Origin of the sequence: Spiroplasma endosymbiont of Ammophila pubescens (assembly GCF_964020965.1) — a bacterium.
Taxonomy (GTDB): domain Bacteria; phylum Bacillota_I; class Bacilli_A; order Mycoplasmatales; family Mycoplasmataceae; genus Spiroplasma.
Window position 1 is genome coordinate 1,615,145 of sequence record NZ_OZ026611.1, and the last position, 26,222, is coordinate 1,641,366.

Annotated in this window: 28 protein-coding genes and 1 pseudogene; 17 read left to right on the forward strand and 12 right to left on the reverse strand. The window is 25.5% G+C overall.

Going from position 1 to position 26,222, the window contains the following annotated elements:
* Window positions 1–26: 26 nt before the first annotated feature.
* From ABNT63_RS10630 to ABNT63_RS10640, 3 genes are all read left to right on the forward strand, one after another.
* Entirely contained in the window at window positions 27–2,273 is a 2,247-nt protein-coding gene (locus tag ABNT63_RS10630) for a hypothetical protein (protein WP_348735733.1), read from the forward strand.
* Complete coding sequence (locus ABNT63_RS10635; RefSeq protein ID WP_348735734.1) at window positions 2,273–3,994, forward strand: lipoprotein; 1,722 nt, start codon at window positions 2,273–2,275, stop codon at window positions 3,992–3,994. The genes ABNT63_RS10630 and ABNT63_RS10635 overlap by 1 nt, the downstream gene beginning before the upstream one ends.
* 92 nt (window positions 3,995–4,086) lie before the next feature.
* Window positions 4,087–4,503: an HIT family protein gene (locus ABNT63_RS10640; protein WP_348735735.1), complete on the forward strand. Its 417-nt coding sequence runs from the start codon at window positions 4,087–4,089 to the stop codon at window positions 4,501–4,503.
* Window positions 4,504–4,531: 28 nt separating this feature from the next.
* On the opposite strand, the gene ABNT63_RS10645 is transcribed toward ABNT63_RS10640, so the two are convergent.
* The 10 genes from ABNT63_RS10645 to ABNT63_RS10690 all read right to left on the reverse strand — a co-directional run bounded on the left by ABNT63_RS10645 (window position 4,532) and on the right by ABNT63_RS10690 (window position 18,985).
* On the reverse strand, window positions 4,532–5,638 hold the full coding sequence (locus ABNT63_RS10645) for a 4Fe-4S cluster-binding domain-containing protein (RefSeq protein ID WP_348735736.1): 1,107 nt from the start codon (window positions 5,636–5,638) through the stop codon (window positions 4,532–4,534).
* 3 nt (window positions 5,639–5,641) lie between these two features.
* Window positions 5,642–7,462: an AAA family ATPase gene (locus tag ABNT63_RS10650; protein ID WP_348735737.1), complete on the reverse strand. Its 1,821-nt coding sequence runs from the start codon at window positions 7,460–7,462 to the stop codon at window positions 5,642–5,644.
* A 58-nt stretch (window positions 7,463–7,520) separates the two neighbouring features.
* Entirely contained in the window at window positions 7,521–8,618 is a 1,098-nt protein-coding gene (locus tag ABNT63_RS10655; RefSeq protein WP_348735738.1) for a hypothetical protein, read from the reverse strand.
* A complete protein-coding gene (locus ABNT63_RS10660) occupies window positions 8,619–10,994 on the reverse strand; it encodes a hypothetical protein (RefSeq protein WP_348735739.1) in 2,376 nt (791 codons plus the stop codon).
* A 21-nt stretch (window positions 10,995–11,015) separates the two neighbouring features.
* A complete protein-coding gene (locus ABNT63_RS10665) occupies window positions 11,016–14,888 on the reverse strand; it encodes a DEAD/DEAH box helicase (protein ID WP_348735740.1) in 3,873 nt (1,290 codons plus the stop codon).
* Between the two features lie 111 nt (window positions 14,889–14,999).
* Complete coding sequence (gene rpsI / locus ABNT63_RS10670) at window positions 15,000–15,401, reverse strand: 30S ribosomal protein S9 (protein ID WP_004027966.1); 402 nt, start codon at window positions 15,399–15,401, stop codon at window positions 15,000–15,002.
* 11 nt (window positions 15,402–15,412) lie between these two features.
* Window positions 15,413–15,853 carry a 50S ribosomal protein L13 gene (rplM, locus tag ABNT63_RS10675; RefSeq protein ID WP_348735741.1) on the reverse strand — a complete coding sequence of 147 codons (441 nt, stop codon included), beginning with the start codon at window positions 15,851–15,853 and terminating at the stop codon, window positions 15,413–15,415.
* A gap of 111 nt (window positions 15,854–15,964) precedes the next feature.
* Window positions 15,965–17,206 carry a serine hydroxymethyltransferase gene (glyA, locus tag ABNT63_RS10680; RefSeq protein WP_348735742.1) on the reverse strand — a complete coding sequence of 414 codons (1,242 nt, stop codon included), beginning with the start codon at window positions 17,204–17,206 and terminating at the stop codon, window positions 15,965–15,967.
* An 86-nt stretch (window positions 17,207–17,292) separates the two neighbouring features.
* Complete coding sequence (locus tag ABNT63_RS10685) at window positions 17,293–18,249, reverse strand: hypothetical protein (protein WP_348735743.1); 957 nt, start codon at window positions 18,247–18,249, stop codon at window positions 17,293–17,295.
* Between the two features lie 73 nt (window positions 18,250–18,322).
* Window positions 18,323–18,985, reverse strand: coding sequence for a uracil-DNA glycosylase (locus ABNT63_RS10690; protein ID WP_348735744.1), 663 nt, complete (start codon window positions 18,983–18,985; stop codon window positions 18,323–18,325).
* Between the two features lie 133 nt (window positions 18,986–19,118).
* On the opposite strand from ABNT63_RS10690, the gene ABNT63_RS10695 reads away from it, so the two are divergent.
* The 14 genes and pseudogenes from ABNT63_RS10695 (at window position 19,119) to ABNT63_RS10760 (ending at window position 24,466) form a co-directional block, all read left to right on the forward strand.
* The gene (locus ABNT63_RS10695; RefSeq protein ID WP_348735745.1) at window positions 19,119–19,364 is read left to right on the forward strand and encodes a YigZ family protein; all 246 of its coding nucleotides are present in this window, start codon (window positions 19,119–19,121) and stop codon (window positions 19,362–19,364) included.
* Between the two features lie 747 nt (window positions 19,365–20,111).
* Complete coding sequence (locus ABNT63_RS10700; protein ID WP_348735746.1) at window positions 20,112–20,258, forward strand: hypothetical protein; 147 nt, start codon at window positions 20,112–20,114, stop codon at window positions 20,256–20,258.
* Window positions 20,259–20,292: 34 nt separating this feature from the next.
* A complete protein-coding gene (locus ABNT63_RS10705) occupies window positions 20,293–20,481 on the forward strand; it encodes a hypothetical protein (protein WP_348735747.1) in 189 nt (62 codons plus the stop codon).
* Between the two features lie 3 nt (window positions 20,482–20,484).
* Window positions 20,485–20,646, forward strand: coding sequence for a hypothetical protein (locus tag ABNT63_RS10710; protein ID WP_348735688.1), 162 nt, complete (start codon window positions 20,485–20,487; stop codon window positions 20,644–20,646).
* Entirely contained in the window at window positions 20,639–20,788 is a 150-nt protein-coding gene (locus ABNT63_RS10715; protein ID WP_348735748.1) for a hypothetical protein, read from the forward strand. Before ABNT63_RS10710 ends, ABNT63_RS10715 begins: the two co-directional genes overlap by 8 nt.
* 1 nt (window position 20,789) lies before the next feature.
* Window positions 20,790–20,987 carry a hypothetical protein gene (locus ABNT63_RS10720; protein WP_348735687.1) on the forward strand — a complete coding sequence of 66 codons (198 nt, stop codon included), beginning with the start codon at window positions 20,790–20,792 and terminating at the stop codon, window positions 20,985–20,987.
* Window positions 20,987–21,124 (forward strand): hypothetical protein, encoded by a 138-nt coding sequence (locus ABNT63_RS10725; protein ID WP_348735749.1) that lies wholly within the window; start codon window positions 20,987–20,989, stop codon window positions 21,122–21,124. Before ABNT63_RS10720 ends, ABNT63_RS10725 begins: the two co-directional genes overlap by 1 nt.
* 311 nt (window positions 21,125–21,435) lie before the next feature.
* A complete protein-coding gene (locus tag ABNT63_RS10730; RefSeq protein WP_348735750.1) occupies window positions 21,436–21,771 on the forward strand; it encodes a hypothetical protein in 336 nt (111 codons plus the stop codon).
* A 130-nt stretch (window positions 21,772–21,901) separates the two neighbouring features.
* Window positions 21,902–22,591, forward strand: a pseudogene (locus ABNT63_RS10735) (recombinase RecT).
* A gap of 332 nt (window positions 22,592–22,923) precedes the next feature.
* Window positions 22,924–23,154: a hypothetical protein gene (locus ABNT63_RS10740; RefSeq protein ID WP_348735751.1), complete on the forward strand. Its 231-nt coding sequence runs from the start codon at window positions 22,924–22,926 to the stop codon at window positions 23,152–23,154.
* 2 nt (window positions 23,155–23,156) lie between these two features.
* Window positions 23,157–23,885, forward strand: coding sequence for a DNA-methyltransferase (locus ABNT63_RS10745; RefSeq protein ID WP_348735752.1), 729 nt, complete (start codon window positions 23,157–23,159; stop codon window positions 23,883–23,885).
* Window positions 23,886–23,897: 12 nt separating this feature from the next.
* Complete coding sequence (locus ABNT63_RS10750; RefSeq protein WP_348735753.1) at window positions 23,898–24,059, forward strand: hypothetical protein; 162 nt, start codon at window positions 23,898–23,900, stop codon at window positions 24,057–24,059.
* Window positions 24,049–24,288 carry a hypothetical protein gene (locus ABNT63_RS10755; RefSeq protein ID WP_348735754.1) on the forward strand — a complete coding sequence of 80 codons (240 nt, stop codon included), beginning with the start codon at window positions 24,049–24,051 and terminating at the stop codon, window positions 24,286–24,288. The genes ABNT63_RS10750 and ABNT63_RS10755 overlap by 11 nt, the downstream gene beginning before the upstream one ends.
* Complete coding sequence (locus ABNT63_RS10760) at window positions 24,281–24,466, forward strand: hypothetical protein (RefSeq protein ID WP_348735755.1); 186 nt, start codon at window positions 24,281–24,283, stop codon at window positions 24,464–24,466. The genes ABNT63_RS10755 and ABNT63_RS10760 overlap by 8 nt, the downstream gene beginning before the upstream one ends.
* 373 nt (window positions 24,467–24,839) lie before the next feature.
* Here ABNT63_RS10760 and ABNT63_RS10765 read toward each other — a convergent pair whose 3' ends face one another.
* Entirely contained in the window at window positions 24,840–25,832 is a 993-nt protein-coding gene (locus ABNT63_RS10765) for a hypothetical protein (RefSeq protein WP_348735756.1), read from the reverse strand.
* A 21-nt stretch (window positions 25,833–25,853) separates the two neighbouring features.
* Window positions 25,854–26,192: a hypothetical protein gene (locus ABNT63_RS10770; RefSeq protein ID WP_348735757.1), complete on the reverse strand. Its 339-nt coding sequence runs from the start codon at window positions 26,190–26,192 to the stop codon at window positions 25,854–25,856.
* Window positions 26,193–26,222 lie beyond the last annotated feature (30 nt).

The following is a 26,222-nucleotide window of genomic DNA, read 5'->3' on the forward strand; positions in this document are numbered from 1 at the left end:
AAAGTCAATAGGAAGGATGAACTAAAATGAAAAAACTTTTATCATCACTAAGCAGTATGATATTAGTGGGCGCAACCGCATTTGGAACGGCGGCTTGTAATACTAAAGAAAAAAATAATCAACATAAAAATGAAAATGGTGATAGCATCTGAGCATGAATTCCAGGAATTTTTGGTTGTAAAAAAATCACTTCTCCCGATATTTGAAGTGTCTTAGAAAATCCATTTGTAGATGCCGGAAATGGAAAATGAACAAATGATCCAACCCAATGAGATGGCGCAACAAGAATCAAAATGTCAGTTCAATTAATGCAAATTTTAAGCGTTGCAATTTTATCGAACCCTGATAAATTTTTTGTATCAAAAGAAACTACAATCGGTGATATTGCTGATTATAAAAATTTAAAAGACATTTTAAAAACACAATGACAATTACTAATCACAAATACAAATAATACTGTTGAGAAAAAGAAACAAAGTTTTAAAGACAGTAATAAAAAAAATTGAGAAAAAAAATATCATGATTTTTTAGATTCAAACTATAAAGATATCAGCGGTGCTAGTGGCAACAAAAAATATGAAATTGAAGAACAAAATTATAAAGCTGCCATTATGACAACTGGTACTGATGGCGGAATTAGTGCAACACAAATGTTAACTAATGTTTTATTAAATAACAATATGCGTGTATACAGACAAAATAACACTGAAAGCGCAGTTAGAATTTTAAGAGATTTTGCTAGTTTCCTTAAAAACGAAAATAAAGCAGACGATTGAAATACTGACAATCAAAATTTACGTACTCAATTGGCATTAGCTTTTAGTTGAAATAAAGATGAAAAAAAATTTATTGATAATCTATCAAACTTAACAATCGCTGAAATTAATACTCGTATTAATAAAATTGCAACAGATTTAGGAACTTTTAATTATAAAATTACGGAATATATGAGTAATCATTCACCAGTTGCAACACCTGTTTTTGAAAATTCATCTAAATCATCAGTTGGTACTCCTGAATTAAGTGAAACATATGATGTTGGGCAACTATCATTATTTCAAAAATATATAATTGAAAAATGATTCCAAAATGAAAAACCTTTAGCAATTTCAAAAATAACATATGCTTTTAAATCCGGAGCAACACCAACTGATACTGGTTTTACAGCAGATAGTTTTGATGAAACAACAAAAACACAAATTAATAAAGATTTAGGAACTTTATCCTTAGCTAAGAGTTGAGAATACTTTACTACTAACAGTGAAGGTACAGTTACTCCATCATCAGATTTATTAACTTTAAGTACACAAGCTGATGCTGTTAAATCAAATATTTTAAAATCAAGTGTATATAATAGTATTAATGCACCTGGTGAAACTGCGCCTGGTGATATAAATGGTGCGGTAAGTAAAATTAATCGTAAAAATCCAACCGATCCAATTAGTGCTGCCTGAAAAATTGGTACTACTAATGATATTGTTATTAGTTTCTTTGATACAAATGGTTTAAACTTAGTTCATATTGATGGCCACGAATATTTAAAGGATGCTAACCCAACATCATACGACGCTTATGATAGCAATTGACAATTTAAAAGTTTAAATTATTCAAGTAATTATTATAGTTCATTAACAGATAAATCAGAAATCATGATAGTTGACAAAACAAAACAAAAGATGAATACACAATTTAGTAATGCTCAATACTTATGATATTTAGTAAATCGTAGTTTAGTAAATATCAATAATAACAATAAACTAAAATTTAATGTTTTAAATGAAGTTAAAAAATATGCTACATTAAGTTCTGGTTCTGGTTCAACTGATGATAAAACATGATGATTTTGAATTTATGACTTTTTCAATAATTTTAATAATAAAATCTTAACAAATGGTGCTGGTCCTCAAGAATGATTGAAAAACTTTCTTACTTTTAAAGATTCAGAAAAACATGAGACAAATCATGATTGATTTATTTCAATTATTAATGCAATGTCAACTAATTTATCAGGAGGTGCTGTTCAACGTTTATACAGTAGTTTTGAAGCAGAAAATAAAACAATTGAAGGATATAAAATGGGAGGACCCTCTGCTAAGATTGATCCAAAAAATATTGTTGAAAAAATTAGTAACGCAAAAGTATGATATGAAGAAATTGGTTTAAATTACACAAAATCAACTATTTTGGCAGAAACTCCATTATGAGTGTATCAATTCCCTCCTGTAATAACAGATCCAATAAAATATTTTTATAAAATAGGAGGTAGATTATAATGAAAAAACTACTAAATATTTTAGGAGCAATGTCTATTCTTTCTTCTACTGGCACAAGTCTTTATGCATGTGCAAAAAAAGATTTTGAAAGATTTACCGACCCCGCAATTACTGATGAAGTTAAACGTTGAATTATTGCACAAATTAATTCAGAAAATGAATCAAATGTTGTCAAATATTCATTTAATGACATTTTCACTAAAGCAGCCCTAAAAGAAATGGCTGTAAGATTATTAAATACTAATATTTCAAAATTTTTCTATGCTTCAGAAGAAGCAACAAGAGCACGTTATACCGGAGTAACAATTGATGTTAACCAACCTGATTTATTATTAATAAAACAATTTATTAACTTTGTTGAGCAAGTTGCACTTGATAATTTAAGTACAAAATACTTTACTGGAATTTCTAATTCAACACCTTTAGAAACAACAATTGCAGGACAAGGATATGCACCTGATTATCAATCAGAAGGTTGATATGTTGGCGGTACTCAATCATATTTCTGAAAAAGAACAGATAAACCAAATTATATGAAATCAAGAAAAGAGCAAGGAGAAGCTAATTTCGAAATTAAAAGTAAAAGTGCTGGAACTAATTATACTGACTTTAATGTAATGTCAGAAAATGAAAAAAAAGTTGCATTAAAAGTTCGGTTTAAAGATTATTATACACATGTTGAAGTACCAGCAGTTATTGATAAAATTATTACTGCAACATACTTACACCAAAACGAGATTAAGCACTATGGTAGCGGAGATAATAGTTCAATTTATCTAAATCGAAATAGTGCATTATTTAATGCTATTCAATCATGAGATACCATTAGTGGAGCACGATGAAAATCATATGTTAAAATGGTGTGAGAATTAAAACTAGATAAAGAAGAATTAGACAAATTATTTAATAATAAAGATGGGGATAAAGGGCTATTAGCAAATGTTGAACAATTAAATTCTGATTTAACTAATAATCAGGATATTTTAATAAAAAAACTTAAAGACATGTTTAATGAGAAAAACCAAAGTAAAATCTTTAATAATATGATTAAAGATGGAATTGATTCAATTTTTGGGATTAGTGGTTTTAAAGGATTTGTTGGAATTGATAAAAATAAAAACCCAAATGATATTTTTACAACTTTAAACAATGCTGATGCATATAAACAAAAAATTATTGACACAGAAACACCAGGTATTATAAAATCAGGTGAAGGAACAAACCCCTCAAGTTACCAATTCTTAGATACAAATAAAAGATACGGGTCAGTTGTCTTAGTATTACCAATTTATGCTGTTGATTTAATGAAAAATATGAATATTAATTATAAAAATGATAATAAAAACAATAAAGAATTATCATTAACTTGATACGGGTCAGGAGGAACACCCACTGATTTAGATCAAGCTTGATTAGCACAACAAGGTGGTATTAAGCGTTCATTATCATGATTATATAATGAAAAAGGTTATTTAGGAACATACAATGAAAATGGTGAAGCTCTTTATAATGAAGATGGAACACCAGTTGACATTACAAAAAATAAAAATATTAAGGGTCAAATCCTAAAATGAATTGAATATACTTTTGCACAACAACAAAATTTACAAACAGCAGCAAAAAAAAGATTATATTCCTTAGCCTTTGCCAATAATCCAGAAAATGTTTATTCACAAACTTTGTATGATGCAATCGGATCATATATTATTAAAGAAGATTAAAAAAATCTTCTTTTTTTATATTAAAAATAACTTAATTAATCAACGATAGTAGTTATTTGCTATAATTAATTACATAAGGAGTTGAAATTAATATGAATGAAAACAATTGTATTTTTTGTGAAATTATTGCCAAAAAAATACCAAGTAAAAAAATTTATGAAAATAACTTAGTTTATGCTTTTTTAGATGCATTCCCCAATAGTGATGGTCATACCTTAGTTATTCCAAAAAAGCACTTTGAATATTATAGTGTTACTGATGATGAGTACTTAACAGAAGTTGCTAAAATTGGAAAAATAATTGCCGAAAAAATGTATCAAACATTAAAACCTGTTGGAATTAATTATGTTAGCAATGAAAAAAGTGAAGCTTTTCAAAAGGTTTTTCATTATCATCTTCATATTATTCCAAAATATCAAAAAGATGAAGGATATAACTTTAAGATTAATGTTGATAAAGAAAAACTACGTGATTTGACAAAAATTCAACAAATGTTAATCTTAAAATAAAAAAAGTATTTTGCTTATAAATATTTTTTTATTTTTTACTATCTAAAAAATCATAAATAGCTTGATAATTTGGTTCATTTCCAATTGGATTAACAATTTCAAGATATTCTACAATATTATCTTGGTTTAAGATAAGAACTGCTCGTGGCAAAATTTGCAAAGCAGTAAAAATTAATCCTGTCTTTGTCCCAAAATCACGATAATTATAATCTGACACTAAAAAATGTGCTTCATCTCTAAAAAATTCACAACATCTTTCTTGTGCAAATGGTAAATCACGTGAAACTGTGATTAATCGTGCATTAGTATAATCTTTCATATTTTTGTTAAATTTAACAGTTTGAGTATAACAAACACTTGTATCAATACTTGGAATTACCGATATAACTTTATATTGTGTTTTAACATCACTAAGGTGAAAATCACTCATATCAGCATTAGTTCCTTTAAATTCTAACTTATCACCAACTTTAATAATATCTTGGGTAAAATGTGAAAATACATCCCCATCTAATTTAAATGCTCCCATTTTTATGGCCTCCTCTTTTTTCATTTTTTCTTCATTATTAATGAGATGAGCTCCATCTCCATTAATAATCATACTATTATTTTTAGTTACAGTAAATTCTGCTTCAATAATATTTTGTTCAAAATAATCATTATTCTGATAAACATTGCTTAGTTTAATCACACGCTGATTTGCAGAGCCAATTAATCGTCGTTTTTTATCTAACTTTTCAATAATAAATGGTCCATCAATTAATATATCAATTTTAGATAAAATTGCTGGATGCTTTTCTTGCAATAGTTCATATAAAAAACCAGAAAAAACAATTACTGTTAAATTATTTGTTTGACATAAAGTGACTAGTTCTAAGAGCGCTCGTGGTTGAATAAATGGTTCTCCCCCTAAAATGGTAATCCCGTCAATTTGAAAGCGCTCTTTAGCGTCTCTAATCGCCTTAAAAAGGTCACTGACTTCCATTACATTCCGATTAATGAGAGGAATCATTTCCTGATTACTACATCCTTTGCAATTAATAATACAACCTTGCATTCATAATGCGAATCGTTTTCCAGGTCCTTCAATGGTTGTAAAAGAAACAAAACGATTAAAATTAATTAAATTACTCATTTTTTATTTAAAACAATATTCAATTTGATGACCATTTGCTTGTGCTAATATTGTTTCTCCAGCTTTAAATTTAGTTTGATTTGTAAAAATAAATGAACTCAGTCCATCAACGATATGCTTTTCAATACTATTTAACAAATCACGACCACCTTTTTTATCATCAGCATCCTGAATAATAATTGGTAAAATTTGTGGTAACTCCATAAATTCTAATTTAATCTTATATTTTTCTCAAACAGCTGTTTGAATGGGCTGTAATTTTTGTGTAATTAATTTTGCTTTAAAATTAATATCCTTAATAAAATTAAACGGAATAATATTATTTCCAATTCGCCCTAATAATTCTGGTCGTTTTAATTCAGTTCGAAAATGATCAGATACTTTTTGAATAAATTGCTTTTCAATTTCTAAAAATGATAAATTATCATCAACTTCACTTGCACCAATATTTGAAGTAAAAATAATAAACGAATCAGAAAAAGTAACAGTTTGACCTTTATTATCAGTTAAACGACCATCTTCTAAAATTTGTAAGAATTTATCTAAAATTCGCGGGTGGGCTTTTTCAATTTCATCAAATAAAAGTACACTAAATGGCCTTTCTTTAATTGCATTTGTTAATTGTCCCCCTTCTTCATAACCAACATAACCAGGTGGTGCACCAATTAATTTTTGATCACTTACTTCTTGGTTATATTCCGACATATCAAACCGAATACAATTTTTTTCATCACCAAATAAAAATTTGGCCAATGCTTTTGCTAATTCAGTTTTTCCTACTCCAGTTGGTCCAACAAAAAACAATGTACCTTTTGGTTTTGTTCGTTTTGATGAATATTGAACACCTGATAATCCAGTAAAAGCTTTATAAACAACATTCTTCACTTTTTCAATGGCATGATCTTGCCCAATAACTCGGTTTTTTAATTCTTTTTCAATAGTTGCTAATTTTTCATAATTCATTTCTTCTCATGGCGAAACTTTATCACCGTATTGATAAGAATTTAATAATTTTTCAAATGGTAAGCGTTCTGAAATATTGTTTGAAAACTTAATTAATTGATAAACTTCTTTCAAAGTTCATCCTTCCATCGTATCATAAATATCTTGTAATTTTAAAATATCAGTATTTAAATCTTCGGTAATTTTAAAAAAATTCTTATTAGTTAAAATGAACTTTTCTCGTTCTTCACGATTTGGTTTTGTTAAAGTAATTGTTGTTACATCTGGATTATGCAAATAAAATGACGTTGGTAATTTTCCAATACTATTAGTGATAAAAATAATAGCTGTATCAAAATCAATTATTTCTGATTGATCAAATTTTTTATCTCGAAAAGCTTTACTTAATGAAATTAAATTAACACGCTCTTCTTCACTTAAGGTCTGTTCATTAGAAAATAAATAATCAGAAAAGTCAGCAATAAAAGCAACTTTTTTAGAACTTGCAACTAACATATTACGACGAACAATGGTAAAAAATTCTGCTAAAGTTGGAAATTGTCCCGTTGGACCATTCTTTTCTTCATTTGCATTTTTAATTACTTCTTGACCAAAATCATATGCTTCACCTTCTTTACTCTTTTGTTGTGTTTCTACTGTTAATGTTAAATTTTTCAGATTTCTTCCGCTTAGACCATCAATCCGGTCTCACATAAAAATATCATTAAAACCTTTTTCTATTAATAATCCAAATAATCGATCTTTTAAACCAACATAACCACTATTTGTTTGATAAATATCATTAACATTGCCTTCAAGAATAACACATCGTTTAATTCCAATTTGATTTTTTAACTTATCTAAATTACTTTTTACACTCATTTATAGTCACCTCTAACTATTTCTTTAATTATAATGTTTTTTAACCTAAAAATGTTAATTATTTCTTTTTTGATTTACTATCAATTTGAATCTTTGCTTGATTCATAATTTTATCAGGATTTAAATAAGATTTTTTCATTTCTTTTGATAAAGAAACATCATACATTGATAAATCGTTAATAAACGGTTGCTCATCTATATCATGTGCATGACCTTCATAACCTTCGAATTTATATGTAAAGCGCCCATCTAAATATACTTTAAAAATTGCCTCTTCTCCGGTTACTTTTTTTGCGTAAACAATAACTAAACTATCTTCATTTTCTTTCGTAATACGAATATCATTACTATCAACAATAAAACCACGTTTTTGAATTGCTTGTAAAATTGATGTAATAGCATGTTTCCGCGCTGATTCATCTAATTGTTTATTAATAATTTGATTTTGTAATGCTAAAGTTTTTGCGTTTAAAACAGTAGTATCAGCTGCTGGCATTTGGGCAAATTCTTCTAATGCTGGAGCTAATTCTGTATTAACAAATTTATCATCACTAATTTGTTTTTTAAAACTACTAAGATATTGTTTTTTCAAAAAATCAGTTGAAGTATGATAATTTTTAACTTCTGTTTGAACAAGGTCAGAAATAGCCTCTGGGTTTAAATTACTGAAATGATTCTTATTTGTTTTAAAAAAATTCATAATAAAAGCTTTTGATTCATTATCATCAAACATTGCTATTAATTCATGTTCTAATTGTTGATAATTTAAATTAACTCGGTTTTTTAAATTAGATAACCGTTGTTTTGTTTCATCTTCAATTACTTTTATTTTCAAAACTTCAATTTTTTGTTGAATTTCTGCTAAACGAAGGGTTTTTTGTTCCAAGAAAAAATTAACTCTTTTTGCCAATTCTAATTCAACATGTTCAACTTTACTAAATTTTTTAACTAACGGGTTATCCTCTAAATCAGTTAAAATTTGATCTAACTCAACTAAATATTGTTCAATTTGTTGACAATTTAACCCACTAGCATCAATTTCTTGTAATTGTTGTAATAATAATTTTAAATTATCTTTAACAAAATTAATATTTAAATTTAATCGTTCAATCTTTTTTTGGTAATTATACATTGCTTGTTCAACACTCATACTCATTTATATTAACACCTTTTCTAATTCAAGTTTTATTTTTTTAAAAGCATCTCGATTTTTATTATCATTGTGCTCATTTCTTGCTTTCTCACAATATAAATATAATATTAATTCTTGATAAAGTTTCATAATTTGTTTATATTTATTTTTGTCAAATACATCTTTTAAAACAAATAATTTTTCATTAATATGTTGTACAAATTGATGTTTTGTTTTTAAAAGTGGGGTAATTTTTTCTTCCATTAAATTCATTAAATATAATGCTGCCTTATCAAAAGAACATAAATTAAGATATTCCTGAAATTTGCTTTCAGAATTAAACATATTTTTAAATTTAATTGCCTTATATTTTATTTCTAATTGTGACAAAGAATAAAGTAATTGAATTATTAATTCATTACTATTGTTAATATTCTTGCAACGTTCTTTAATAATCTCAACTTTATCTCATATTTCTTGTCAATGTCGTTGTAATCCACTTGTTTCTCGCTTTTTCATTTCTTTACAATACTTAATATATTCTTCAGTATAACTATATAAATTAATTAATAAAGTACTATTTTTTTCTAAAGTTGTAGTTGTTATTGCATCAAATAATTCACGATGTAAATCATTATTATTGATTGTAAAAAGAAATTTATCCAAAATTGCAAAAAGATTTTGATTTCAAATTTTTTCAATAATAGATGAATCTGCAATATTAGTTAATGCTAATAATTGGTTTAAAGAAACATCGTTTTTGTCATAAAGTTCTTGCAACATATTTAAAACTTCTTTATTTGATAATAAAGTATTATTAGTTAACACTTGATAAGCTTTAATAATATTTTTTTGCAATTTTGCTTGTTGTTTCATGAGGGCAATTAAAGTTTTATGCATTTTATTAAAATAATTTGGTTTTAAATTTAAATTACTTAAAATTTGTTCAGATTGATATAAAACATTAATTTTATTATTAAAATCATTTATGGTCATACTTTTCAATATATTATCAAAAGTTTCTTCATTATTATTTAAAATATCAATTAAATAACAGTAAATAAAAACATTTTCAATTTGATTAGTATGAATTATTTCATAAATATTTGCCTGTTGACGATTTATTAAATTTTTTAATTCCTCTAAAATTTTATTAAATAACATCTGACTATACTTCGGAAGAAATTTTTGTGCTGTTATAATATTACGGTTTAGCATAATAAGTTCTGTTGGTTGTAATATGTAAAGTTCAGTCTCATTTTTATCATTGATGAATAAAGTTAAAAAATTATCATTAATTGTTAAAATCGCACTAGTTAAATAAAAAATTGGAATTAAACCAGTTAAATCATGCATTGTAGTTGTCTGCTCAGCATTAACAAAAATAATACAACTAATATTATTATCATAATAATATTTATTATCTAAGACAGCTTTTGGTTTAACACTCGCTGCATTAATAATTATAATTCTCGGATTTATTAATGTAGAAGTAATATAACGCGGATCTTGCTGATAATCACTTTCTAATATATTTGTTGCTACTTTTTGAAGATTTAAATTAAAATTATCACTTAAAGTTTTAGCCATTTCAGTTAAAAAATAATCAACAATTTTTGTTTTTAAATTAACATTATCTTCAATAATTTGTTGTAATTGGAGGTCATTAATAATTTGAATTTTAATATCTTTAAAAGTGGTTAGGGACAATATAACTTCTTTTTCTTCATAAGCCTCAATCAATAAATTGTTAATTTGATTAGTATTATAATAGATTTCTTGCCTCTTATTAGTGCGAATTGAAGTAAATGTCGTATCAGCATTAAAAATATTATTTTTATTAATATTTAACTTGTACTTTTCTAACAAATGAAATAAATCTTCACCATTAATAATTGGTTCTTGTTCTGGAACAATAATTAAATCATTGCTATTTTTTTCTAATAAAGATAATTGTTCATTATTTATATATTTTTCGCCCGAAAAAATATTAAAATCAAAATTAATAACTGCTTCACGATTACTATTTTTACTTAATAAATACCCCTGTTCTAATGTCATTAACGCTTCTTTTGAAATGTAAAAAATTCCAATTGGTCGATCAATTCAATCCTGTTCAGCAGAACTATTTGCTAAATAATTTAATGATGTTTGCTTATTAATTTCAATAATATTTTCTTTTTCAATTAAGTCCTTTAAACATTCTGCATAAATTTTAAAATTAAAAATTTGTAATTCATTCTGTAAAATATCAGCTAATGATTTTTCTTTATTAGGGTAATTAGTAATAGCATTTAAAATTACATATTGAAAAAAAGCTAGTTTTTTTGGTGTTTGATAGCTAACTATTGTTTTTAATTTTTTCCAATTTTTATAAACTTTTACCATTCCTAATTTCATGTTTTTTACCTCGAATTCTTATTATAATAAATCTTTTGCACTTCAAACAAGACCATAACTATCAATAATTCGTAAAATTTCATAATATGTTTTAATTGTTTTTGTAATATTTGGATTAGCAATTGTTGGAATTTCAACATCAATATTAGTAAAAAAACTAACTGCTCCAATAATAATTAACATATTTTTTGCTCTTGAAAATGCAACATTTAACCGTTCGTATTTCTTAATAAATTCTTTATTAGCATTTAATTGCTTACGAGGATTGCGAACTGTATTAACAATAACAATTTCGGTTTCTCGTCCTTGATAATCATCAACTGTTGAAACTTCTACTTTAATATTTTTAAATTTTAAACTTTTAATAGCTCTTCGCAATTTTTTAACATGTAGACTATAAAAACTAATAACTGCAACTTTAGGTTGTTTTTTTAATTTAACTGTTAAATTATTATATCCTGCTTCAATTAATTCTAATGTTTTTATTGTTAAATCAACTTCTAATCAATTAAAAAGACTCGTACTACCACTTTCACCTTGTTCATAAACAAAATTCATATTAGTTTTATCTTTTGATGAATCAATTCAATAAATTGCTTTATTACTATCAAAAATTTTTAGACCATCTTTATTTTCAACAGTAATATAATGTTGTTTTTCATTATTTTGATTAGTTTTATCACCTAACTGCAACTGATTTTCATAAAAAACATTTACAATTCGCATAATATCTTCATGACTACGATATTGATTAATTAGAATTTCTTTTACTGAATCATCACATTTTGAGATAATTTTTTTAAATAATGAATTAGTTACTAATTCTAAAAAATCATTATAACTATAATTTTGGTCATAAATTTCATTAATTAACGCAACATCTTCTTCTTGATATGGCATAAGTGGTGGCAATTGCCGATAATCACCAACTAAAATAACAGTTTTACCATATACTAATGGCATAAAAATTTCCATTGGTGTTAACTTACTTACTTCATCAATAATAACAACATCAAAAGCAAATTTTTTAATATCAATATCAGAAATATTATAATCCCGTAAAACTTTATTTTTAGTTTGTGCATATGATTGGTTTGAAGTAGCAGTCATTGCAACAACATTGACACTTTCTTGTAAAAATTGATTAGCATAATTAATTGTATCTAGTTTCATCGCCGGTGTGAAATAATTAGTTTCAATATTCTCTTGTGTTAAAAAATCTGATATATGATAATTTTTATTTAAAAAGGTAATCATATTATTTACAAAATTAAACTTTGTTGCTTTTTCTTGGAGAACAAAATTAAGGTCCTGTTCAATTTTATTAATTTCTTTATCAATTTCATTAATTGTTCCACTAATATCTTTTACTACTAAATTTAAATTAAAAATTGCATTAATACTATTAACAATGTTTTCAACTTCAACTTTTAGAGCATTAATTTTATGATTTAATGTTCCAATTTCAATTTCTAAATAAGAAATTTCTTGCTCATATTTATCTTCATTAATTTCACTAATTTTGTTTTGATTAATAACACTTTGTTCTTCATATTGCTGTAATAATTGTTCAAGGTCATTTTTAAATGCTTCTTGCTCTTTTTGAAACACAATATTTTCTTGTTTTAATGTAACTTGATTCTTTAATTCTAAAATTTCATTTTGAACAGCAGTTAATTGTTCCATTCAATCATCATCACGTAAGTCTTGACTAACTTGTTTTAATGTTGCTAATTCTATCTCCTTATCCTTTAACAACCTATTATCAGTAGTAATTGTTAATAGTTTTTTGTATGTTTCTGTTAATGAATATGAATCATTAATTTGAAATACATTTTTTTTTTGCAACAACTCCCCAAAATGTTTATTAAATAATCGGACAAGATCCGGAGTTGAAGTAACTATTCCAGCTCAATTAATATTAACTAGGAAATCTAATAGATTACGAATATTATTAATATCAATTGTTAATTTTCGATTATCATCTAAATATTGCAATTTTTGATTAATGATTGTTTCTCGCTCAGTAACTAATGTATTTAACTTTTGAGTATAATGATTGTAATCATTAATTTCTTTTTCTAACATTTTAGCATTTGCTTTTAATTTTTGTAGTTCATATTTTTGATTTTCATAATCACTTCCAATTCAATCTCATTTTGTTAAATATTGTCGTGATAAATGAGCATAAATAAAACGATAATTATTAAAAATTAATTTATCTGGATTAAAATCATTAAAACGACTTTTTTTACGAACTTCATCACTTGTTAAGCGTAAAGGAATCAATAAAGGTGTTTTAAATAATCTTGTTAAAACATTGTCAATTGCAGTATGATTTTGCGAAGAAATTAAAACTTTCTTTCCTAATTTAGCATATTGATAAACTAATTCAGCAATAAATTCAGTTTTCCCTGTCCCTGGTGGACCTTGCAGTAAAAAAATATCTTGTGAGTTTAAGGCTTTTGTTATTGCTTTCTGCTGATTTCCATTTAAATTATTTGAAGCAAAAATTAATTGTTCTTCTATAATTAAGTTAGATTGTGTCTTTAATTTAATATCTTCAATATTAAAGATATAATTAATTAAATAAGGATTTGCAACATCATTTTTGCTAATTTTATCTAAAATAACATTACTACGTCGAAGTAAAGTTGAGTCCCCTTTTCCAATATAAGTTAAATAACCATAAGAAGGTATCATTTTATTTAATTCATTAAATGATATTTCATCCTCATTTTTTATTTCATAAAAGCAATTAACAATTTGATACTGCTCTAATTGATTAATAGTTACTTTAATTGTTTCATGGTCAATATCACTTTCTTGCATAATATTATTTTCAAGCATATATATTTTGATTAATTCTTTTTTAAAATCATAAAGATCTTTTTGTTGCATTTTTGTTTCAGAAATATTAATCCCTAAATCATAAATATCTGCTCCATCTTGAATATAACTTTCACTAAAATTAAAAGAAAATAGTGTTAATGGAACATCTTTTTGATATTTACGATTAATTTGTAAATTAGCAAGACTTAAATTGTTTAATTTCTTTAATATTGAATATTTATCTAAATTATCCAACAATAGTTCTAATTCTACAATAATTATTTCTTCAAATAAATGACTAATTGTTAAATTTTTATTAGTAAAAGTTTTTTTATCAACATATCAAAAATTATGGGATAAAAATCTTACATCATGAAATTTTTCACCGATTGGAACTGTTTTTGGAATTTTAATATATTCTGTTAATTTCCGGTTTAAATATAAACAAGAATTATTACGCTTATATTCTAAGTTTTGTTCTTGAAAGCGTAAATATTGTAACCATCGTTCTTTTTCTTCAGCAAAAGATGAAGTTAAAAATTTCATATTTGCCATAACATTTGAATCAAAAATAGTTCGTAATTTTGCTTCATCAATCCGAAAATTATCAGCAATTTCAAGCACTACTCCAGTAGCTAACGTTTCAAATTCTTGTTTTCTCTTTTCCATTGCTGTTAAAAAAATATTTTTAACATTAACAATGCCAATTTCCGGATCAATATCGCCTAAGATTGTTAATGATAAGTTTGAATCGAACATTTGATCTAGCAAAGTAATTGATTTAAAACGAATTAAAATATCATAAAGCTTCTTTTCTGATCCTTTTTTATCTTTTTTAATTTTTACCTGATCATTAATTAAACAAACAAAAAAATCAGCAATACAAATATTATTCTTTAAAAAAGTATCTAGGCCTTGAACTGTTGTAATATTTTTTAACCGAAGGTTTTTAACATCATCATCAGTAAATTTACTTTTTGGATTTGTTAAAAAATACAAATTTAACAATAAATTCTTATTATTATATTTATCACCCTGAATTGTAAATTCTGTCAATGTCATTTGTTCACCCTCTTATCTACATAATAATTATACTAAACTTATATTAGATAACAAATTAAACTAAACAAATTAAAAAAGTACATTGCAAAGCAAAATGTACTTTTTTGAAATCTATCTTTTTGAATATTGCGGTGCTCTTCTAGCCCCATGTAACCCATATTTTTTTCGTTCTTTAATACGAGCATCACGAGTTAGCATGCCAGCATGTCTTAATAAAGTTTTATAATCTTGTGACGCTTCAACTAGGGCTCTTGCAATTCCTAATCTTGTTGCGCCAGCTTGTCCGGTAAAACCACCACCAGATACTTTAACACGAATATCAAATTCTGATTTTGAACCAGTAATCTCTAAAGGTTGTTCCAAATCTTGCACTAATGTTGCATATGGGAAAAACTCTAATGCTGGTTTCCCATTCACAACAACATTCCCTTTACCAGGAGTTAATACAACTTGGGCAATAGAAGATTTTCTTCTTCCTGTACCACGATATATAACTTCTTGTTTTTTTGCCATATTTTCTCCTTTTATTTATTAGTTAATTCTAATTTAATTGGTTGTTGTGCTTCATGTGGATGTTCATTACCAGCATAAACAAATAAATTACGGAATAATTTACTTCCTAATTTATTTTTTGATAACATTCCTTTAATTGCGTGTTCAACAGGATAAATTGGTTTTTTTACTAACATATCCTTTGCTGTTGTTCGTTTTAATCCCCTGGGATGTTGTGAATGATGATAATACATTTTACCCTTTAATTTATTTCCTGATAAATTAATTTTATCAGCATTAAGAATAATAACATTATCACCACAATCAACATGTGGAGTATAAGATGGTTTATTTTTTCCTCTTAAGATCATTGCAACTTTACTTGCTAAACGTCCTAAAACTAGACCTTGGGCATCAATCACATATCATTTTTTTTCAACTTTAGTTGAATTTAAGATAGTTGTTTGTCTCATGTCACTGCCTCCTCACATAATTCCGTACCAGGGTCTAATGTATAAAGCAATAACATTATAACTAAAAATAATAGGGTAATCAATATTTTAACTTGTTATTTCTAAATTTAATTACTCTTGTAATTTTCAAGTTGAGTAAATTGGAAAATCACTTAATAAGTTTTTTACTTCTTCTTGATATTTAACAATATTATTTTCAGTTGGTTCTTTTAAAACATTATAAATTATTTCTCCAATTTGTTTAAATTCTTTGCTCCCAAAACCACGTGTTGTCATAGCTGCTGTTCCTAACCGAATCCCACTAGTAACCATTGATGATTCTTTATCAAATGGAATCATATTTTTGTTGCAAATAATACCAATTTTTTGTAGAATTTCTTTCGTCATTTGTCCCGAAATTCCTAAACTACTTTTAACATCAACCATTAATAAGTGGTTATCTGTTCCATCAGCTACTAAACGTAGATTATTTGCTTTTAATGTTTCTGCTAGGACTTTTGCATTATTAATAATTTCTGCTTGATATGTTTTAAAATCTGGTTCCAATGCCTCTAAAAAACATTGTGCCTTTGCGGCAATAACATGTTCTAATGGTCCACCTTGATTACCTGGGAAAACAGCACTATTAATTTTTTTTGCTCATTTTTGCTTTGATAAAATTAAACCCCCACGAGGTCCACGCAATGTTTTATGTGTTGTCGAAGTAACAACATCAGCATATGGAATTGGGGATTGATGTAAACCAGCGGCAATTAATCCTGCAATATGAGCCATATCTACCATTAATAAGGCTCCAACTTTATCAGCAATTGCACGAAACTTTTTAAAATCAATCTCACGTGAATAGGCACTGGCTCCAGCAACAATTAATTTTGGTTTTACTTCAATTGCAATTTTTTCAATTGCATTATAATCTAACATTTCGGTTGTATGATCAACTTGATAACTACGAAAATCATATAATCGACCAGAAAAATTAACATTATGACCATGGGTTAAGTGACCACCTGCTGCTAAATCCATTGCTAAAATAGTATCACGTGGTTGTAGCAAAGCATAATAAGCAGCAGCATTTGCTTGACTACCTGAATGTGGTTGAACATTAGCATGTTCAGCTTGAAATAACTCCTTAACCTTATCAATTGCTAATTGTTCAACTTGATCAACATATTCACATCCTCCATAATATCGGTGAAATGGATATCCTTCAGCATACTTATTAGTTAAAATTGAGCCTGTAATAGCTAAAATTGCCTCACTAACATAATTTTCTGACGCAATCAATTCAACATGATTTTGTTGACGTTTTAATTCCAAATCAATCAATTTTTTAATTTGTGAATTCACTTTCATTATTTTCATCTCCATTCTATAACTTCTAATATCATTATATAGAGATAAATAAAAATAACTTCAATAAAAGTTATTTTTTCAAGATTTTAATATTGTAAATTTGCATTAGTATCTTTATGAATTAATGGGGAAACAGCCCGATATGTAATATAAATAATTGCCGAATTAAATAATACTTTCATTGGTGCCATTGCTAATCGCGTAATCATAGTTACCCCATAACCATCTGTTCCACCATTTTTATTCTGTGACACCGTTAAAAAGGCGATATCCCCCCAGGCGGATATCAAGGTGGTGACTCAATATTCATTAACAACAGCAAGCATAATAATAGCAACTAAATCTCAATAAAGTTTTTTTGTTTTATGAAAATGACGATAAACAAACATAATAATTCATATAATAATAATAGTTCCCCCTGTGCCAAAACCAATAATATAACTTAAAACAATTTTGCTAACTTCCAATCCAGCAAATAATGTAATGATTTCAAATGGTGAATATCATGTCATTACTACAGAAAAAGTTCCAAAAATTAAAATAAAAATATTTGTTAACATAAATAAAACTCATTTATGCTTACCAACGGCACGATTAATTGAAGATACACAACCTGATAAAAATCCATATGAAGCAATTACAATAATATAAGCAACATGGAGATAAGAAGGAACAAATAACATAACAATTAAATCAGTAACAACCCCCGATAAAAGTCCAACAATTGGTCCAAAAATAAATCCACTAATTTTAACCATTAAACCTTCAAAAGCAATCCGCACAGGAGGAAAAACCGTAATTGGTACTGTTATTGAAATAATAATAGTAACTGTTGCAGAAACTGCTGACAACATTGTAATATACGCAATATTTTTCGTTGTAAAACGAATACCATGATAATGTTTAGGATTAATTAAATAATATAAACCATTATAAATACAATAAATAATAAAAAGAGCACCAATAACACCACTAGCAATATATGCCATTTTATTACTATATAAGATTTTTGATATATCACTAAATGATGTTAGTAGACCCATAATATCCCCACAATCTATATTAATAAAATAAATCCTCTTGTCCTGTTAATATTTTACATATATAAATTATACATTACATTTTTCAATCAATTATGTTTTTTTTATTTTTTAAAAGTAAATCGTTAATTTTTACAAAAAATTGTTGATCCTTAAATAAATTGTAACTAAAAGGTGATGGATGTGCTCCCTTAATAATATTACTTTTATTCAAAATATATTCACCATACTGTTTTGCATAATTGCCTCATAAAACATATACAATATCATTACGAATCTCATTTAAATAAATAATCAAATTTTGACTAAAATTAGTTCAACCAATATCTTTATGACTTAAAGGCGTTTTGGCAACAACACTTCCAATTGTATTATATAGAAAAACACCTTTTTTAGCTCAATGGTCTAAATTACCACTAACATAATGATCAACACCTAAGTCTTTTTTTAATTCATGAAAAATATTGACTAAACTTGGTGGAGTTTTAATACCATCATTAACACTAAAAGCTAAACCATTTGCTTGGTCTGGACCATGATATGGATCTTGTCCAATAATAACAACTTTAATATCATTAGGCTCAATTAATGTAAATAAACGAAAAATATCTGTTTTTGCAGGGTAACAAAGTTTATTTTGATATTCACTATCAATATTCTTTAACAATTGTTTAAAATACGGTTTTTTAATCTCATTATCAAAAAACTCTCCTCAACCAACTGCGTATTTTATTCACATTCCCATTTCTCCTATTTACCTCTTATTATAGTAAATTATTAATTTCGGTTTTTTGCAAAATAATTATATCAAAAAAAGGAAAAAAAGATAATATAATGAAGATAAAATAAAGATAAAAAGGAAGGTGAAAAACTTGCAAGAACTAAAAGAAACTAAATTAATTATTAATGAAATAAATATTAAAAAATCACGCTTCCTTTGTTTATTGCAAAAAGTTACTTCCGAACATGATGCACTTGAATTTATTAAAACAAATCAACAGCCAAACGCTGCTCATAACTGTTACGCCTACATTATTGGGAAAAATTGTAGAATAAACGATGAAATAGGACAAAAAAAATCGACCCTTATTGGGTTGATTTTTTTATTTAAAAATTAACTCTAAAAAATAATTTGAAAGTGAGGTAATTATAATTAAACAACAAAAAATATGTGATGTTAATGATTGTTATAAAACAATATCATTCATTACCGAAGAATTTTTATCAAATAAAGTTTTATGAACTTGTAAAAAACATAAAGATTTATTAAATCGGACAAAAAATAAAAAACAAAATCGGTTTTATCAAAAAATAGAAAATTCAAAAATTATCTTTGATTGAAAAAATGGGTTCTTAAAACTTAAATTTTAACAATAACTTAATTTAATGCAGCGTGGGACGGTTATTTTTAATAACTAAGTGTTTTTATTCCACATGGCGGTCTAGCCCAACGGTAATGTAAGTCTGGAAATAATAGGCACTTTGTTTTAAAAGCGATAGTCGTGATAAGTGCAGGATCAACATCAAACGACAATAAAAATAGAGATGGGCACTTTATAAATAAATTTGCGTATAGCATTAGGCTCTTCAAGGTGCAAGTGAATTTATTTTAAAAACTGAACGTTTTGACCTGAAATGGTGCGGATGAAGAGGTGTATATACACGGCGTAACAAATTTACAAACAATTACAAAATGTAGAACATTGTAGTACTTTGTAGTTAATTGTAAATGTTAACACCGCCACCGTTCACCCAGTGAAGCGGATGGCGTAGTAAATAAATAGATAAATAATTATATAACTAATTCTCGCTTGGCACTCACTTCCAAGTGAAAGTGCCAAGCGAGTTAAAAATAGGAGGTTTATATGAAAAAGTTAAATAAAACTTGTCTTAAACAAAGATATTGAGGTTATTGTTTTCATAAAGAATGTAATAATCAAGAAAACAAATTACAAGAATTAATGCTACGTGCTTATCCCGTATCATTTGAAGATATGACTGATGAACAGTAAGCATTAGGTAAAAAGAATTCGGAGAAACTAACCTATGAAATGTCAAAAAATTAATTGTAATAATAAAAATGCTTATTTTGGAAATAATTATATTGAAAAAATTGGTGATAAATTAGAGTGAAATTTAGATTATAAAAAAGAAATTATATTATGTGAAGAACATTGATTAAAAATTTATCAATTAGAAAATTTAATTATAAATAAAAAGAATTCGGAGGAATAAATTATGACTAAAAGATACTTATTAATTATTAAAAATGAATATTTAACTACATATTCATTTTATACTTTTGAAGAAGCAAAAATAACTGCTAAAAATGAAAAGTATTATCCAACAGTAATTATTGATTTAGAAAGTGAAAATATTAAATGAAAATGATGTGAATAATATGTGAAAAGATGAAGATGGCAAAGTTTATACCGAAGATGATTTATTTAACATTGCATTAGAAGATTATTGCTATTCAGAAGATAGTGCTTATGAATATATTGATAATTTAATTATGGATATGAATTTGGAGGAAATTTAAAATGAATATAACAGAATCAATTAAATTTAACAAACTTAAAGAAGAAAACGAAAAACTTAAAAAAGAACTTGAAGAATTAAAACAACAACAATTATATAAAGAAGATTTTTACAAAAATCCATATTCAACAGGTTCTATCGATTGAATATTAGTTGACAGTTCAAAATATGACAAATTATCTAATAAGGAGGATAAATAATGAGTGATATTGTAAAAAATACAGTAAATAATATTACATTTCAATTTCCTTTAAACGGAGCGGATTTTAAAAATGAAAGTCTTCTAGCGTATAATGTTCAAAAAATTAAAGAAGAAAATAAACAAGAATTAACTTAGTATATTTTTAGACATATTAATTATTATGCATTAAATGATTATCAAGATGTTCATTTAAAAGATATTCCAAGTGCTATTACTAAAAATAATTTTGTTTTTAAAGAATGATTAGGACCTGTTCAAAAATTATTAGATTAGCATAATAGAATTGGTAAAATAATTACTAATTATAGAAATTATATTGAAAGATACAGAGTTGAAATTAATAATAATTTGATACAAGCTCGCAAACAAAAACAACAAGAGTTTTTAAAAGAACAAGAATTAAAAAACAAGAATTAATTGAGAAAGAAAATAATTTAACTGTTGATATGGGGTTAGATATAGATCAAATACAAGATGAACAAGTTAGAGTTATGGAAAAAGTAGCTGAAATTGATAAATCATTAGAACCAAAACAATTAAAAAAAGTTGGTATTAATTTTATTAAAGAAAAATTATTAATCAAAGATATTGATATTTTAGGAATTGATAATAATTTTTTAGAAAATGCTAATCAATATGAATTAAAACAATTAATTAAATATTTAATTGTTGATGAAAAGTTAGTTAAAAACATAATTAAAGCACAATGAGATACAAATACAGATACTAAATTAATTGTAATTAAGGGTATTAAATTTAAAATAAATAAAGGAGTTAAATAAAATAGCAAATATAGTAGAATTTTTAAGAACTGACACAGCTACTAATTGAATTAAAGGTAAATTTTCAAATGAAAATGAAATTGCAAGATTTAAAAGTAATATAGTTGCAATATCAAATAGTAATGAATTATTACAAAAAGCAGATCCAAAAACAATTATGACTGCTTGTTATCAATGGGTGTTATTAAATTTACCAATAGAAAGACAATTTGGTTATGCTTATGTTGTTCCATATAACACTAAAATAACAAGAATTATTAATGGTCGCGAAATACAAGAATGAGTTAATCAAGCACAATTTCAAATGGGTTATAAAAATTATATTCAATTAGCCCAAAGAAGCGGTTAATATTTAGATATGTCAGTATCTGATGTCAAAGATGGTGAATTAATAAATTATGATCGTTTAAAAGGAACTAGTTTTAATTGAATACAAAATGAAGATGAACGAGAAAAATTACCAATTATAGGTTATGTAGCATATTTTAAAATGGTTAATGGTTTTGAAAAAACACTATATATGACCAAAGAACAAATGGAAAATCATTTTATGAAATATTATAAAACTTATGCTAAAAATAAATCATTTTATATTGCTACTTTTGATGAAATGGCATTAAAAACAGTATTAACTAGTTTGTTACGAAGATGGGGTATTATGTCAGTTGAATTACAACAAGCATATAAATCAGATCAAGCAGTTATTACAACTAATGATGAAAAGATTTATATTAATAATGATAGTAATATCGCTAAAAATCAGGAGTATATGAGCCATGAACCATTATCAAATAATATAAATACCCCATGTAATGATTAAATAGCGTACACAAACGATAATGTAGTAAAAGAAGAAGATATTTCAAATGTAGTACCAGTAGCTAATAATAACAATGATGAGGATGTATACGCATAATAAAAATAGGTATTGACCCGTCAGGTATTGGTACTACAGGTATTGTTGTTTACGAAGATAATAAATTAATTGAAAAACAAGAATTTACAAATAAAGATTGAGAAAAACACAATAAATTTATTTATCATATTATATTAACTAAATTATCGATTACACCCAGTGTATTTATTAATATTGAAGATTGTTTATATACAAATGCCAGTGGCTCAAAAGATAGAGATGATTTATTACGATTATTGGATGCAATTAAGGGTAGTTTTAATGTCAAATATAATTGAGTATCACCAAGACATACTAAATCAATTGTTAAAAATATAGAAAATGAAAGTAATTATTGTGGAAATAAAATTTATTGGAGAATTGATAGTAATTTAACTTATCAATATGGTAAAGGTTGAGAATATAATAATGACAAAATTAGTAATCATTTACGAGATGCCATTATTATTGCTAATTATGGTGATTAACTATGAAAACTAATTTAGGTGAATTAATACATGGTGACAGTTTAGAAATATTAAAAACTATTCCTAATAAAAGTATTGATTTAATTTTAACTGATCCACCATATTTTTATGAAAGTATAAGGAAAAAACAAAATAAATTAAATGTAAAAAAAGATAATTCTGTAGGAAAATATATTGTTAAAAATGCACTTGGTTTAGTTAGTATTAAATCAACTAAACATATTGAATATGAAAAATATTTAAACGAATTTAAAAGAATAACAAAATTTATGAATTGCTTAATTTGATTAAATATTGAGCAAATTTATCAATATTTACCTATTATTTGTAAAAATAAGTGAAGATGATATTTATTAAAGTGAATTAAAACTAATCCTATTCCAAGGAATAATCCTTATTACAAGGATACTGAATATTGCTTATGAATTTTTGAAACAGGAGCTAAATATACTAAAACTTATGAAAATTGTAAAACTGTATATTATTACCCCATTGGTAAAGATGAAAATATTAATCATCCGACAGTTAAACCTATTGAAATGATTAAAGAGCAATTATTTAAGCATTCTCAGCCTGGTGATACTGTATTAGATTGTTTTTTAGGAAGCGGAACAACTGCTATTGCTTGTGAACAATTAAATCGGCGTTGAATTGGTATAGAAATTAATGAAAAATATTATAAATTAGCAAAACAAAGATTAAGTAGTATTCAAACTACATTATTTATTTAAAGGAGATTATTTATGAAAAGAAAATTAATTCGTAATATAAATGTTTACTTAAATGAAAAACAAGAAAAAGTTTGAAATGAATTACCTGAATTATATACCAACTTACAACGAATAGAACATCTTATCAATTTTTATATAAGTCACAATAAAGGAGATGATAATAATGTGAATTAAATATAAAGGAAAAAGAATTAATTTAAGTAATCAAACACAAATTAAAAGTGGTATTAAATTTACTAATGAACTAATATTTTCAGATTATAAATATAAATTATCTTTTGAAAATATGGAGCAAAGAGATAAAGCATTAGAATTAATTGATACATTTATTAACAATGGTTGTTATCAACCTTATGTTCAAAAATATTATTTATTAGATTTAGATAAAGAATTAAATGAATAAATATATTTTATGTTATCGTACAGAAAAAGGTAATATTACATGTAAAACTCCCTTTGGTGAATATATAACTGGTACAGACCCTGAAGATGTAAATATCAATTCAACCTGAGAATGAGAATATTTAATCAATAAATATGGTGAAAAAAATTTAATTATCTTAAAAACAAATAAAAAATAACTTTAATTAGTTATTTTTTTTCTAAAAACTTTAATTGAATTTATTTTTAAAGTTAATTTTGGACTTGATGCAGAATAAGCAACAATACCACCATTTGCTACTTTTACTCTTGTAAAATAAATTATTGTACCATTAACACCGTTAAATATATTAAAATAACTTTCTGGTAAAATTAAATTACTTCCGTTTATTTCAACAAATCCTCCAAATTTATTTTCATCACCAATATTGTTATAAACAAAGGTTATTATTTTATAATTGTATAAATTAATATTAAAATCTTTTATTTTATAAAAAGTCTCTCCTTTAACAAAACCATTAGTATCAACTTCTTCTCAATCATTACCGACACTAATAGATATATCACCACTTTCTAATAATGAATTACCATTAATATTTTTAATATTTGTGCACTTACTAATTTATCTTGTTTAAGATTAATATCTTGTGATGTTTTTACAATATATTTACCATCAACTTTTTCAATATAATTTTTATTAAAATCACTATCTTTAATAACATCCGATGAAATTTCACCACTTTGTTTTGCTTTTCAAACACCATTTTCTTCATAAATAGTTTCATTGTCAAAAGGAACTGATAACTCATTATTATAATTATATACCACTGATTTATTATCAACTTTAATTGAAACATTCTTTATATAATTATCAATATATTTTGCTAATAATTCTTGTGATATTTCAATTTGTCATATTCCACTTTTTTCAGTATCTGCCCAAGGAATAATAGATCAAGTATTAGATCTAAAAATAATATTTTTTCATATATATTTAGCATCTGCTTCACTTAACATAATTGGTCTATCTTTATGATTAATATCAGGGCAACCAAATCAAGTATGATATTCATTTTTAAAACCATAATTATTAGGGTTTATTTTAGTTATAGTTTGTGATTTATAAAACTTTGCTTTTTCTAATAAACTTATAACATCAGAGGAAAATTCTATCTTCATATTACTAGGATATGTATAACTTGCTACACCATCGCTACTATTTTCACCACCACTAGAATATTCAATTCCAGTTCTTATTAAATATTGAGTTTGTAAACAACAAGCAATTTTTACATAATTAATGCGTTTTTTATCAATTTCACTATTTGGATTAAGTAATGGAAACTCCGTTTCTAAACGATAACCACAAATACTATCTAATTGTAAACTTGCTCTTGAAATACCTTCAATTAAATAATTTGAAATATTATCATCATAAAGTTTTTTCCCATATTGTGCTACTAATTTATCAAAACCCTCTCAATTTTTAAACTCTTCTAATGTTATTAATTTAAAACTTTCTAATTTTGTTATATCTGCAATTATTTCACCTCTTCGTATCACCATTATAAACAAAAAAAGTCTTTTTTAGACTTTAATTGTTTTATTAGATAACTTAATATCTTTTTTAGAAATTGATGTTTTTGCTCTTTGAACTTTAACAATATGATTAAATTCTTCTTCACTAATAGGTTTATTTGTTTCTAATACTTGTGCTCATTCTGTATTACCAAGACCCAAAGTATTAGCAGTTTGAATTAAACCTAAATGAATAGCCTCTAATGTTTCTTGTCCTACTACTTTATTTGTAGACTCTTTAAGTTTATTTTTAGTTACTTTTTTAATTAAAAGTTCCAATCCTTTATAACCTAAAATACCTGCAAAACAAGCACCAACCCCAATATCAACTAAGATTTCATAACTCATATTTTATCTTCCTTTCTTAATTTTACGACA